This window comes from Streptomyces sp. NPDC048751, assembly GCF_043198595.1.
In the GTDB taxonomy this organism is placed as follows: Bacteria; Actinomycetota; Actinomycetes; order Streptomycetales; family Streptomycetaceae; genus Streptomyces.
Genome location: NZ_JBICUX010000016.1, coordinates 188421 through 201635, shown reverse-complemented (window position 1 = coordinate 201635; position 13215 = coordinate 188421). Strand labels below are relative to the sequence as shown.

The following is a 13215-nucleotide window of genomic DNA, read 5'->3' as shown; positions in this document are numbered from 1 at the left end:
GCGGTAGGCTGGGCCCATGCCCCAGTTACCGCAGGCAACGCCGTCCGCGAAGCTCGCCCGAGGCGCCGGCCAGCACGTCCTGATCGTCGCCGGGGAGCCGGACGTCGCCGATCTGCTCACCACCACCCTGGAGCTCGCCGGTTACCGGACCGGCGTCACCGTCACCGTCGCCGAGGCCCTGGAGCGGCTCGCCGAGCAGCGGTTCGATCTCGTGGTCTTCGACGTCACGTCGCCGGACGTCGACGCGATGAGCGGCGGCGACAGGCCGAGGGTCGCCCGTCGGCCGCCGGTCCTCATGCTGACCGCCTGCGACAACCTCGACCGCATCCTCCCCGAACTCGGCTCGGGGGAGAGGGACTACGTCACCAAGCCCTTCCGGATGGCCGAAGTCCTGGCCAGGATGCAGGTGTTGCTGCGCGAAGCCGGACCGGGCCCCCGTGAGGTCCCCCTGAGTCACCTGGACCTGGTCCTCGACGACACCCGCTGCCAGGCCCGGCGCGGGGAGCGCGCGCTCCATCTCACGCCCGCCGAGTATCGGTTGCTGCACCACCTCCTCGTCAACGCGCACCGGGTGCTGTCCAAGGAACAGATCAGCCGGTACGTCTGGGGCGACTTCCGAGGGGACAACGCCATCGAGCAGCTCGTCTCCCGGATGCGGCGGAAGGTGGACCGGGACGGGCCGGCGCTCATCCACACCCGGCGGGGCTTCGGCTACTGGCTGGGGGAGGGCGAGAAGGCGGACTGAGGGGCGAGGAGCAAACGTCGGAGACGTCCGTTCCATGGGGCGTGGGCGGTGCCGCGATCGTGCGGCGCCGCCCGTCGTCGTGTTGCGAGTGTGGCGCTGGGCGGTCAAGGTGCCAATGAGAAGGGGGAGTTGGCGGACATCCGCCCCTCGGCTCGGGATGTGATCTGGGTTACGTCAGGTTGTCGTCAGGCAACTGACCGGAAGGCGTCAGCCCCCTCTGTTTGCATGTGCTCATCGAGGCCTCACCTTTCACCCCGGCTCTCCGGTCCCGTCCGGAGCCCCCCACCGACCGAGGAGAACCATGGCCCAGCCCGCGGCGGGTCCCGCGCCCGAAGCGCCGGACGCCGTCCCCGAGTTCCCGATGCCCCGGGCGGCCCGCTGTCCGTTCGACCCACCGCCCGCCCTCAAGGAGCTCCAAGAACAGGGGCCGTTGACGAAGGTGCGGCTCTGGGACGGCACCGAACCCTGGCTGGTGACCCGCTACGCCGAACAGCGGGCGCTGCTGGGCGACCCGAGGGTCAGCGCGGACACCGACCGTCCGGGCTACCCGAGCAAGGCCTCGCCCGGGGCCGGCGAGGGCAAGCTCAGCTTCATCATGATGGACGACCCCGAACACGCCCGGCTGCGCCGGATGGTGACGGCGCCGTTCGCCATCAAGAGGGTGGAGGCGTTGCGGCCCGCCGTGCAGCGGATCACGGACGACCTGATCGACGGCCTGCTGGCCGGCCCGCGGCCCGTGGACCTCGTGGAGGCGTTCGCCCTGCCGATCCCCTCGCTGGTGATCTGCGAACTGCTCGGCGTGCCCTACGCCGACCACGACTTCTTCCAGCACAACACCAAGACCATGGTCCACCGGGACGCCACCCCCGAGCAGCGGGGCACGGCGAGCCGGGAGGTGGCCGCCTACCTGGGCGGACTCATCGGTGAGCGGCTCGCCGAGCCCCAGGACGACCTGCTGTCCGGCATCGCCGGGCGGATCACCGCCGGCGAGATCGACCACCAGCAGGCGACGGAGATGGCGCTGCTCCTGCTGATCGCGGGCCACGAGACCACCGCGAACATGATCGCGCTCGGCACTCTCGCCCTCCTGCGCAACCCCGACCAGTTCGCCCTGCTGCGCGACACCGACGACCCGAAGGTCGTCGCCTCCGCGGTCGAGGAACTGTTGCGCTACCTGCACATCACCCACCTCGGACGGCGCCGCGCGGTCACCGAGGACATCGAGATCGCTGGCCAGGTCGTCAAGGCCGGCGAGGGCGTCATCATGGTCAACGAGATCGCCAACCGCGACCCCGGCGTCTTCCCCGACCCCGACCGGCTCGACCTCACCCGCGACGCCCGCCGCCATGTCGCCTTCGGCTTCGGCGTCCACCAGTGCCTGGGCCAGCCGCTGGCCCGTATGGAGCTCCAGGTCGTCTACGGCACCCTCTACCGGCGCATTCCCACCCTCGAACTCGCCTGCGCCTTCGAGGACGTCCGGTTCAAGAACGACGCCTTCATCTACGGCGTGCACGAACTGCCCGTGACCTGGTGACGGTCCCCGTCCCGCTCCGGAACAACAAAGAAGCCACGTGTGAGAAGGGGATTCCCATGAAGGTGGAACTCGAAGCCGACAAGTGCGTCGCCTCGGGGCAGTGTGTGGTCGCCGCCATGGAGGTGTTCGACCAGGACGACGACGGCATCGCCATCCTGCTGGACGAGCGGCCCGCCGCCGAACACCTCGACCAGGTACGGGAAGCGGTCGCCGTCTGCCCCGCCGCCGCGATCCGGCTGGTCGAGAAGTGAACCGTGTGGTCGTCGTCGGCGCCTCGGCCGCCGGGCTCGCCGCGGCCGAGACACTCCGCCGCGAGGGCTACGACGGCACGCTCACCCTCGTCGGCGACGAGCCGCACCTCCCGTACGACCGGCCGCCGCTGTCGAAGCAGTACCTCGCCGCCGAGTGGGAGGCCGACCGGCTGGCGCTGCGCACCGGCGACGACCTCGCCGCCCTCGGTCTCGACCTGCGCCTGGGCGTCGCCGCGACGGGCCTCGACCCGGGCGACCGGGTCGTACGGCTGGCCGACGGGGCGCGGGTGCCGTACGACGGTCTCATCGTGGCCACCGGGGTCAGGCCCCGGCGGCTGCCGGGCGGCGGCGGACATGTCCTGCGCACCCTGCGCGACGCGCTCGCCCTGCGGGAGCGGCTTGGCCCGGGGCGGCGTCTGGTCGTGGTCGGCGCCGGGTTCCTCGGGGCGGAGGCCGCGGCGGTGGCCTGGCGGCTCGGGGCCCGGGTGACGCTCCTCGAACCGGCGCCGGTGCCGCTCGCGCACGCGGTCGGTGAAGAGGTCGGCCGGATGCTGTCGCGGGCCCACCTCGACCGGGGCGTGGAGCTGCGTACCGGGGTGACCGTGACCGAGGTGACCGACCGTGCGGTGCGGCTGGCCGGCGGCGAGGTCGTCGAGGCCGACGAGGTGCTCGTGGCGGTCGGCTCGCTGCCCAACACCGAATGGCTGGCGGACAGCGGCCTGACCCTGGGTGACGGCGTCGTCTGCGACGCGTACCTGGAGGCGGCGGAGGGTGTGTACGCGGCCGGTGACGTGGCTCGCTGGCACAACCCGCTGTTCGGGGTCCGGATGCGCATCGAACACCGCACGAACGCCGCGGAGCAGGGGATGGCCGCCGCGCGCAACCTGCTCGGGCCGGACCGGCGCAAGCCGTTCGCGCCGGTGCCGTACTTCTGGTCGGACCAGTACGACATGAAGGTGCAGGCGTACGGCTTCCTGCGCGGGCACGACGAGGTCGCCGTCGTGGAGGGCGACCTCGCGGAACGCCGGTTCGTGGCCGTGTACCGCACCGGGGCGCGGGTGAGCGGAGCGCTCGCGGTGGGGATGCCGCCGAAGGTGATCCGGGCGTGGCGGCAGTCGATCGCGTCCGGAGCGGTCTGGGACGAGGCCGTGCGGGCGCCGGTGCAGGTGCGGCGACTGCGGGGAGTAACTTAATTGAGTTACGCAACAAGATGGTAAAGTGAACCTCATGTCCACCGAACCGCTCCCCGCAGCCCCCGCCTCCGCCTCCCCGGAAGTGATCGAGATCGAGCGCGCGCTCAGCCGGATCACCTACCTGAGCACCCGGGCCCGCCAGCACGAACGCCTGATGGCCCTGGCCGGCGTGCCGCTGGACCGGGCCGCCGTGGCGCTGCTGCGACAGATCGCCGACTCGGAGCCGTTGCGGCCGGGCGAGCTGGCCGTGCGGCTCGGCGTGGAGGCCTCCCACGTCACCCGGACGGTCCAGCAGCTCCAGAAATCCGGCTACGCCACCCGCGTCCCCGACCCCCACGACGGCCGCGCCCAGCGCATCCAGCTCACCGACACCGGCCGCCAGGCCATCGACCGCATCCGCGACGCCGGGGCGCGCGGCATGCAGCTCGCACTGGCCGACTGGTCCCCCGAGGAGCTGCGCCGACTCGCCTCCCTCTTCCACCGCATGGTCGACGACTTCCTCACGTACGCCGTCGACGAGGAGACGGAGCAGCAGCCACCAAGCGCCTGACGCCACCCCGTCCACCCGGCGAGCCGGCGCGACAGCCCCGGCCGGACCGTCAGGGCAGAGCTGCCAGGCGCTGCCGTCCAGCAGCCGAACCGCGCCGAGCCGCGCCAGGGCCGCCGCTGCGCAGGGTGCCGCCCGCCCCGCCGTCCGTCGGATGCGGGCGGCGTGTCCGACGCGCGCCGCGCCATCTCCGATTCACCGCAAGTGACTTGAGAGTGTCGGACCCGGTGGCCGGCCCCTCGCTACTGTCCCGTAATATCGCGCGGCAGGTCGTCAGAGGAGGAACCGTGCCGCGGTCCGAACGTTCATCGCTGCTGCTCGCGGGCCTGTTGGCCACCGCGGGTGTCGCTCACTTCGCCACCCCACGTCCGTTCGAGGCCACGGTGCCGCGCGCGCTCCCCGGCTCGCCCCGGACCTGGACGTACGCCAGTGGCATCGCCGAGCTGGTGCTCGCGGCGGGGGTGGCCCTGCCGCGGACGCGGCGGGTCGCGGGCCTGGCCACGGCGGCGTTCTTCGTCGGCGTGTTCCCCGCGAACGTGAAGTTCGCCGTGGACCAGCGCCGCCGCCCCGCGCCGCGGAAGGCCGCCGCGTTCGGCCGGCTGCCCCTCCAGCTGCCGCTGGTGCTGTGGGCGCGCAGCGTCGCGAAGAGTGCGGAGGGCCGGTCATGACGGAACGTGTGGAGATCGGCGACCGGATCGAGGACTTCTCGCTGCCGGACGAGACCGGAACCGAGCGCAGCCTGTCGGAACTGCTGGCCGAGGGCCCGGTGGTCCTCTTCTTCTACCCCGCCGCCCTCACCCCCGGCTGCACCGCCGAGGCCTGCCACTTCCGTGACCTCGCCACCGAGTTCGCCGCCGTCGGCGCACGGCCCGTCGGCATCAGCGGGGACTCCGTCGACCGCCAGCAGGAGTTCGCCGGACGCCACACGCTCGGCATGCCACTGCTCTCCGACGCCGACGGGAAGATCCGCGAGCTGTTCGGCGTGAAGCGCGGCTTCTCGCTGGCACCCACCAAACGGGTCACCTTCGTCATCGCCCCGGACCGGACCGTCCTGGAGATCGTCCGCAGCGAACTGCGCATGAACACCCACGCCGACCGCGCCCTCGCCGCCCTGCGCGCCCACCGCTCCTAGGGCCTGTCGTTTGGATCATCCCGGCGTCGCGGGGGCTGGCACGCACATCTGCCGCGTTGTCGTCGGTTGCCAACTCCCCCACGCTCGGCTTCGCTCGCGCGGGAGGGACCCCCATCGCGTTGACGCCCTCCTCCGCCTTGCAGCTGCACGCACCAGACCCCGCTCGGGTCGGCTGCAAGGCACCGAGCCTTACGGCCGGCCTGATCCAAACGACAGGCCCTAGGTGTGCTGTCCGGCGGATCATGCCGCAGACGCGGGGCCAGGCGGGACTCACCGGCCACGACCCAGGACCTGTCCTGGTTCGTGGCCGGTCTCCGTCGCGGTTGATGCGCCGCCGCATCGGGACCATTCTGGACACTATGGAGCATGTCGCCGCTGCGGCGATCATCGATGCCCACGGCAGGGTGACGGGGTGGAGCGAAGGTGCCCGGGTGCTCACGGGCTACCCGGCCGAGGAGGCCGTGGGTCGCCCCGCGGCCGACCTGCTCGCGGAGGAGATGTCGACGCAGACATTCGCCGCACGGTCCGGCTTCGTCACGCTGCGCCACCGTGACGGGCATCCCGTGCCCGTCATCCTGACGGCCTGCCCGGTGCTCGGCCCGGACGGCGAGGCCACCGGCTTCGCCGTCACCACCGAGCGGCCCCGGGATCCGGAGGCCACCCTCGCGGGACAGGCATTCGAACAGGCGTCCATGTCGATGTCGGTCTTCGACACCCAGCAGCGCTATCTCCGCCTCAACGACGCCGCCTGCCGGGTGATGGGCGTCTCGGAGGAGGCCCTGCTGGGCCGCCACTTCCCGGAGACCGTGGAGGACGCCGTGCACAGCCGCGGCTTCCACAACAACCTGCGCCAGGTCGTCGAGACGGGCAGGCCGGCCCGCTACGAGAGCTTCACCGGCGCGCCGGCCCTCAACCGGGAGCACGCCTGGAGCACCGAGATGTGGCCCGTGCGGAACACCGAGGGCGAGGTCGCCGGGGTCGCCCTGGCCGCGTTCGACAGCAGCGAGCAGTACTGGGCCCGCCAGCGCCTCGCCCTGCTCAACGAGGCGGCGGCAGCCATCGGCACCACCCTGGACGTCGTACGCACCGCCGAGGAACTGATCGAAATCCTGGTGCCCCGGTACTCCGACTTCGCCAGTGTCGACCTGCTCGAATGGGTCCTCGGCGCCGACGAACCACCCCCGGTCCCCGACGGCGAGATCGTCATGCGCCGCGTCGCCCACGGCTCCGTCACCGAGGGCACCCCCGAGGCTGCCGTGCACCTGGGAGAGACCGACATCTACCCCTCCTTCTCCCCGCCCGCCCGCGCCCTGCGCACGGGCCGCGCGGTGCTCAGCCAGGCGGGCGATCACGACTTCATGCGGTGGGTCGACGAGCGCAACACCCGCGCCCCCGCGGGCCGTCCCTACCGCCGGGGCGTCCACTCGATGCTCGCCGTGCCGCTGCGGGCCCGCGGCACCACCCTGGGCGTCGTCGTCGCCATCCGCATCCGCGCCGTGGACGACTACGGCCCCGACGACGCCATCCTGGCCGAGGAACTCGCCAGCCGGGCCGCCGTCTGCATCGACAACGCCCGCCGCTTCGCCCGCGAGCGCACCACGGCGCTGGCCCTGCAGCACAGCCTGCTGCCGCGCGGCCTGCCCGGACAGGCCGCTGTCGAGGTCGCCCACCGCTATCTGCCCAGCGGATCCCTCGCGGGCATCGGCGGCGACTGGTTCGACGTCATCCCGCTCTCCGGCAGCCGTGTCGCCCTCGTCGTCGGCGACGTCGTCGGCCACGGCATCCCGTCCTCGGCCACCATGGGCCGGCTCTGCATGGCCGTCCGCACCCTCGCCGACGTCGACCTGCCGCCGGACGAACTCCTCACCCACCTGGACGACCTCGTCACCCATCTGGCCGCCTACGACGGCGCCGAGGAGGTCGCGGAGCTCGGCGCCACCTGCCTCTACGCCGTCTACGACCCCGTCGCGCGCCGCCTCACCCTCGCCGCGGCGGGCCACCCGGCCCCGGCCGTCGTCCTGCCCGACGGCACCGCGCAGCTCATCCGGATGACTCCCGGGCCCCCGCTCGGCGTCGGCGGCCTGCCCTTCGAGGCGACGGAACTGGAACTGCCCGAGGGCGCGGTCGTCGCCCTCTACACCGACGGCCTGATCGAGGACCGCGACCGCGACGTGGACCGCGCCACCGCCGAGATGTGCCGCACCCTGGCCGGCCCCGCCGACTCGCTCGACGACCTCTGCGACACGGTCCTGAAGGCCGTACTGCCGGAGGAGCCCAGCGACGACGTGGCCCTGCTCCTGGCCCGCACCCGCGCGCTGGGCACGGACCAGGTGGCCACCTGGGACGTCGACCCGGACCCCGCACGGGTGGCCGCCACCCGGCAGGCAGCCACCGACCAGCTGACCGCCTGGGGCCTCGACGAGGCCGCCTTCGTCACGGAACTCGTCGTCAGCGAACTCGTCACCAATGCCATCCGGTACGGCGAACCGCCCATCCAGCTGCGCCTGATCCGGGACCGCTCCCTCATCTGCGAGGTCTCCGACGGCAGTTCCACCTCCCCGCACCTGCGCCGCGCCCACGCCTACGACGAGGGCGGACGCGGTCTCCTCCTGGTCGCCCAGCTCACCCAGCGCTGGGGCAGCCGCCAGACGACCAACGGCAAGACGATCTGGGCCGAACAGCCCCTGCCCCCGCCCCTGTGATCACTCCTCCGCGGCGACCTGGCCGAGGGTCCGCCCCGTGCGTGCCGAACGCGCCCTGCGCGGGTCGGGCGTCCGGTGCCCCTGCCCCGGCCGGTCCCCGCGGCCGGCCTTGACCAGCAGCCACGCCTCCTCGCCGTCGTCACCGCCGCGGAACCGGGTCAGCGCGTACTCGCCGTGCAGCTTCGACCCGTGCAGGCGGAACGTCGCGTGTCCCCGCCGCAGGGACTCCTCGAAGTCGACGGGCCGCCCCTCGCGGTCGTGGCTGAGCGGCTCGTAGGTCCCGACGTCCCAGACGATCACGGTGCCACCGCCGTACTCGCCCCGGGGGATGACGCCCTCGAACTCCTCGTACTCCAGCGGATGGTCCTCCGTGGGCACGGCGAGCCGCTTGTCCTTCGGGTCCTGCGACGGCCCCTTCGGGATCGACCACGACTTCAGCACGTCCTCCACCTGCAACCGGAAGTCGAAGTGCAGCGTGCTCGCGTCATGGATCTGCACGACGAACCGGGGAGCCTCTCCGGGCCGCGCCGTCCGCCCCTCGGGCTCCGCCGTCCGAGTGAAGTCACGCTTGCCGTGATACTCCCGCAGCCGCTCCCGCTCACCCACGTGCTCACTCCCTCCGCGCGGCGCTCCGGCAGCCCCGGGTACCCCGGCGCAGGGGGCTCAGAACTCCTCGTGCGTCTCGGGGTCCCCGCCGATGCGCCGGTGCGCCCGCTCCGACACCGTCCGCATCTGGGCGGGGCCGAGGGAGAAACCGAAGACGTCGAGGTTGGTGCGCTGCCGCTCGGGGCTCGCCGACTTGGGGATCGGTACGGCTCCCAGCTGGACGTGCCAGCGCAGCACGACCTGGGCGGGCGTGACCCCGAGGGATTCCGCGGTCGCGACGACGGCGGGGTCCTCCAGCAGACGGGTGCCACGGCCCAGCGGGCTGTAGCTCTCGGTACGGATGCCCTTGGCCTCGTGGAAGGCGCGCAGCTCGTCCTGCGGATGGTGCGGATGCAGCTCGATCTGGTTGACGGAGGGCAGAACCCCGGTCTCCTTCTCCAGACGCTCGAGGTGGGCGACGGTGAAGTTGGAGACGCCGATCGAACGGACCAGACCGTCCTCACGGAGCTTGATCATGGCCTTCCAGGAGTCGACGTACTTGTCGACGCGGGGGAGCGGCCAGTGGATCAGATAGAGGTCCACGTACTCCACGCCGAGCCGGGCACGCGACTCCTCGAACGAGGCGAGCGTCTCCGCATGTCCGTGGTGCCGGCCGGGGAGCTTCGTGGTCACCACGACGTCCTCGCGGGGGACACCGCTGCGGACCAGGCCGCGGCCGACACCGCTCTCGTTGCGGTAGTTCGTCGCCGTGTCGACCAGGCGGTAGCCCAGGCCGAGGGCCTCCGCCACCGCGTCCTCGGCCTGCGCGTCGTCCATCGGCCAGGTGCCGAGGCCGATCGCGGGGAGTGTCGTGTCGTCGTTGAGCTGGTGCACCGGGATGTCGATCACCGTGAAGCCTTCCCTTCGACCGATCCGTACACCCAGCGTCGGGGACACCGTGCGGGTCGATCAAACCGAGAGCTCAGAAGTTGGAGATCACGCTGGTCAGCACCTGGCCGATGACCTTCGGGTTCTTCGCGTCGTACGCGCGTGCCCCGGTCGCCGCGGCGATCTTCTCGAGCACGGTCCTGCCGCCCGCGTCCTGCTCGTCCGCGTCGGAGCCGTAGGCGATGGTGAAGATCCGGACCCGGTCGTCGGAGCCACCGATGCGGGAGAGGACCTCCTCCAGCGTCGGCGTGGCGGGCACCCCCTCGTTGCGCCCGTCGGTGAGCAGCACGATCGCGTTGATGGCGTCCGGGTCGAAGCCCTGGCGCAGCGCCTTCGCCGCCGCGTCGACGGTGCCGTACAGCCCGGTGGCGCCGTTGGGGACGAGAGCGCGTACCTCCTTGGTGAGCTGCTCGCGGCGGGGGACGCCGTTGGCTCCCGGCGCCGGGTCGTTCATCGGGCCGACGGGCACCAGCTCCTGGTAGTGGTGCTTGCCGTCGAGGTTCGCCGCGTTGGAGAACTTCCACAGGCCGACCCGGTCGGCCGGGCCGAACTCGCCGAACAGGGCCGGTTCGGCGTCCTTCAGCAGCTGCATCTTGGTCCTGCCGGTGCCGGGCACCTTGTCCTCCATGGACAGGGAGGTGTCGATGACGACCAGGACGTTGGCGGGGCGGCGCAGCCGGGACCACGTCTGCTGGATCCGGTCGAGGACCTTGCCCTTCGGCGGGTTGTAGGCGGAGAGCCGGGTGCCCGGCAGGGCCCCGTTCTCCTCGGTGATCGACGCCCCCGGCTTCAGGTCGTGGGTGCGGTACCCGTAGGGCGCGAAGTACTTCTCGTACACGTCCCGGTCGTGCAGGTGCCGGAGGAAGTCCGCGGACACCGTCTTCTTGGCCGGGGACAGGCGGTTGAGCGTGACGTAGGGGTGGTCGCTGACCGGGTTGCTGTCCTTGGGGTACAGCGACACGAGCGGGGTCCTGGGCTTGTGGGTCTTCGCGCACTCCGGCTCGTCGCTGTACGCGCCGCAGGGGTAGCCCTGGTTGTAGGTCACCACCGCGTTCTCCTCGACGGTGACTGCGGAGATGTACCGCGCCACCTCGTCCTCACCGCCCGAGTCGTCGGCCGCGCGCAGGTTCGAGAGGAACGTCAGCGTGGTGTCGCCGTAGTGGACCACCGACTTCTCGATGGTCTTGACGAGCGCCTGGTTGGCGGGGGAGTCGATGTCCTTCTCGGACAGTTCGGCGCTGGTGCCGGTGTTGGCGTAGAAGGCGCCGATGGTCGCGTTGAGGCCGGAGGTGGAGTAGTGGGGGTTCGTCTTGCCCAGCTTCAGGGCGCCCCACTGCTTCTCGCCGCGGTCGGCCCAGAAGTCAGCGGGGTCCTTGGCCCACTTCGCCAGCTCCTTCCAGCCGATCCGCTGCTCCGGCCAGCCGAGGGCCGTCGCCATCGTCTTGGGCATCGCGATCGTCAGCGGGCTGGTGACGATCGGCTCGGCCGTCTCCGGGAGCAGCTTCAGCGCCCGGGGGCTCGCCTTCGAGCGGGCCAGCTCCAGCCACTCGCTCCCGGCGGGCGACCACACGTCGGGCGGCTCCGGTCCGTCGGCCTCGGTCCAGCCCTTGGCCAGCGCGCGCATCCCGGTACCGGAGTTGACGCCGCTGACGGTGATCTTCACACAGCGGCCGTGGGCGCGGCGGGCCCCGTAGGCGTCGGCGGCGTTGCGGAGCGACTTGGACAGGTCGATGGAGGCGGAGATGCGCAGCGTGGTGTCGGCCTTGGCCACGGGGCACGTCGGCAGGCTCGAGCCGGCTCCCGGGTCGGAGGACGACCCGTCGTCGCCGGAGAACACCACGGGGACGAGCGCGCCCAGGATCAGCACGCAGGCGAGCCCCGCGGCGCGCAGCGGCGTGAGGTGTCTTCGTGCGGCACGCAGCCCGCGCGACAGCGGGGCACGGCCGTCGACTGGAGCGCGTCCTGTCCCTGAGGCGGTGCCGCCTGGGGAGGGCGGGTTGGGCCGAGTGGCGGGTGTGGGCGACGAGGATGCGTCGCCGGGTGCGGACGTGGCGGTGGTCGGCGAGGAAGCCCCGGCGGGTGTCGACGGTGCGGTGGCGGGGCCGTCCGAGAAGGCGGCGGGCACTGGTGGGACGGGGCCGGACCGGCGGGCGCGGGCGGTGACCGGCGTCGGGGGGTGGGTGACGGGAGCGGAAGCGCCCGTAGGTCTGGGTCCTTCTGCCGCCCTGGGGGCTTCCAGCGCCCCATTGGCTCTGGTGGCGTCGGGTGCCCCGTCGGCTCTGGTGGCGTCGGGTGCTTCGAGTGCCCCGTCGGTTCTGGTTGCCTCGGGTGTTCCCACTGTCCCCTGGCCTATGACGGCGTCGGGTGTTCCCACCGTCCCCTGGCCTCTGACGGCGTCGGGTGTTTCCGGCGCCCCCCGCTCTCTCGTGGCCTCGGAAACCTCCTGCGCCCCGTGGTCTCTCGCCGCACCGGGCGTTACCAGCGGTCCGTGATGTCCCGGTGTCCCGGGCATTCCCGGCACCCCGTCGACCCCCGTCGTCCCGGGAGTTCCCGGTGCCCAGCGACCTTCCCCCGTCCCGTGCATCTCCACTGTCGGGTGGCCCGCCGCCGGCCCGGTTCTCTCTGTCGCTCCCGGACCCAGTGCTCCCAGATCCTGTGCTCCCAGACCCGCCGCTGCGCCCAGATCCGCTGTTCCCGGATCCCGTGCCCCCGGATCCTGCGTCGCTCTGCTCACCGGAGCGGCCGTCGCCCAGGGGCCCTCCGTGGCCCGCGGCTGTGCGGATGTCGCCCGGTCGTAGTCGTGCCCGGTGTGCTGCCGCGTCACCACGCTCTTGGCGAACTCCCTGAGGACGGCGACGGCGATCGTCGCGGCGCGGGAGGCGGCGAGGCGCTGGGTGCCCCTGGCGTCGGCCTCCCGCTTGCGGCCGTCGGCCTTGTCGCTGATGCAGCGGATCGTCAGGGTGTCCAGCCTGCCGCTGACGTGCGCCGCCCGGGCGACCCCCGCGCTCTCCATCTCGATGGCGACGGCGTCGTTGTAGTTCTTCTCCAGGTGCTCCGAGAGGTTCGACGCCCGGTCGTTGAGCACCACCTCGCCGGCGGCTATCGGCTTGTAGTGGACCGTGACGTCCGGCTCGTGGGTCGCCCGGTACGCCGCCTGGAGCAGCCGCCACGAGGCGTCCCAGGCGCGGGGGCGAGCGAGGGAGGCGCCCGGGTTCATCTTCGCGCCGTGGTAGGCGTAGATGCGGGTGGCGACGACGACGTCGCCGATCTCGAGATCCTCGCTGAGCGCGCCCGCGACCCCGACGAAGAGCAGCGCCCTGGGACCGAACAGGTTGTAGGCCTGCCCGGTGATCAGGGCCGCGTTCTCGTTGCCCTCACCGATCAGCGCCACCGCGGCGACGAGTCCGGTGTCGGCGAGCCGTCCGCAGTCGAAGACCGTGCCGTAGTCGTCCTCGCGCCGCACCACGTCGGTGAGGTGCGCGCGTACGGCTGCGTACTCCACGGGCAGTGCCGTGAGGATCACCACGGTGGGAGGAAAGTCTGTCACTTGATCAACCGGGCCTTTCCTCCGATGACTT

The 13215-nt window shown here is 72.1% G+C and carries 11 protein-coding genes; 8 read left to right on the top strand and 3 right to left on the bottom strand.

The genetic code is table 11. The features are described from left to right. Window positions 1–16: 16 nt before the first annotated feature. The 8 genes from ACGFNV_RS38705 to ACGFNV_RS38670 all read left to right on the top strand — a co-directional run bounded on the left by ACGFNV_RS38705 (window position 17) and on the right by ACGFNV_RS38670 (window position 8104). Window positions 17–745 (top strand): response regulator transcription factor, encoded by a 729-nt coding sequence (locus ACGFNV_RS38705; RefSeq protein WP_393629274.1) that lies wholly within the window; start codon window positions 17–19, stop codon window positions 743–745. A gap of 301 nt (window positions 746–1046) precedes the next feature. Then, entirely contained in the window at window positions 1047–2279 is a 1233-nt protein-coding gene (locus ACGFNV_RS38700) for a cytochrome P450 (RefSeq protein WP_393629272.1), read from the top strand. 56 nt (window positions 2280–2335) lie between these two features. Further along, on the top strand, window positions 2336–2530 hold the full coding sequence (locus ACGFNV_RS38695) for a ferredoxin (RefSeq protein ID WP_133933271.1): 195 nt from the start codon (window positions 2336–2338) through the stop codon (window positions 2528–2530). After that, entirely contained in the window at window positions 2527–3723 is a 1197-nt protein-coding gene (locus ACGFNV_RS38690) for an NAD(P)/FAD-dependent oxidoreductase (protein WP_393629270.1), read from the top strand. The genes ACGFNV_RS38695 and ACGFNV_RS38690 overlap by 4 nt, the downstream gene beginning before the upstream one ends. A 34-nt stretch (window positions 3724–3757) precedes the next feature. Beyond that, window positions 3758–4273 (top strand): MarR family winged helix-turn-helix transcriptional regulator, encoded by a 516-nt coding sequence (locus ACGFNV_RS38685; protein ID WP_393629268.1) that lies wholly within the window; start codon window positions 3758–3760, stop codon window positions 4271–4273. A 284-nt stretch (window positions 4274–4557) separates the two neighbouring features. Then, a complete protein-coding gene (locus ACGFNV_RS38680; RefSeq protein ID WP_393629266.1) occupies window positions 4558–4938 on the top strand; it encodes a DoxX family protein in 381 nt (126 codons plus the stop codon). Continuing rightward, window positions 4935–5402, top strand: coding sequence for a peroxiredoxin (locus tag ACGFNV_RS38675; protein WP_393629264.1), 468 nt, complete (start codon window positions 4935–4937; stop codon window positions 5400–5402). Before ACGFNV_RS38680 ends, ACGFNV_RS38675 begins: the two co-directional genes overlap by 4 nt. 359 nt (window positions 5403–5761) lie before the next feature. After that, window positions 5762–8104: a SpoIIE family protein phosphatase gene (locus ACGFNV_RS38670; protein ID WP_393629262.1), complete on the top strand. Its 2343-nt coding sequence runs from the start codon at window positions 5762–5764 to the stop codon at window positions 8102–8104. Here ACGFNV_RS38670 and ACGFNV_RS38665 read toward each other — a convergent pair whose 3' ends face one another. The 3 genes from ACGFNV_RS38665 to ACGFNV_RS38655 all read right to left on the bottom strand — a co-directional run bounded on the left by ACGFNV_RS38665 (window position 8105) and on the right by ACGFNV_RS38655 (window position 13184). Continuing rightward, window positions 8105–8710 carry a DNA polymerase ligase N-terminal domain-containing protein gene (locus ACGFNV_RS38665; protein WP_393629260.1) on the bottom strand — a complete coding sequence of 202 codons (606 nt, stop codon included), beginning with the start codon at window positions 8708–8710 and terminating at the stop codon, window positions 8105–8107. 57 nt (window positions 8711–8767) lie between these two features. Then, entirely contained in the window at window positions 8768–9598 is an 831-nt protein-coding gene (locus ACGFNV_RS38660) for an aldo/keto reductase (RefSeq protein WP_393629258.1), read from the bottom strand. Window positions 9599–9671: 73 nt separating this feature from the next. Next, window positions 9672–13184: a VWA domain-containing protein gene (locus ACGFNV_RS38655; RefSeq protein ID WP_393629257.1), complete on the bottom strand. Its 3513-nt coding sequence runs from the start codon at window positions 13182–13184 to the stop codon at window positions 9672–9674. Between the last annotated feature and the right edge of the window lie 31 nt (window positions 13185–13215).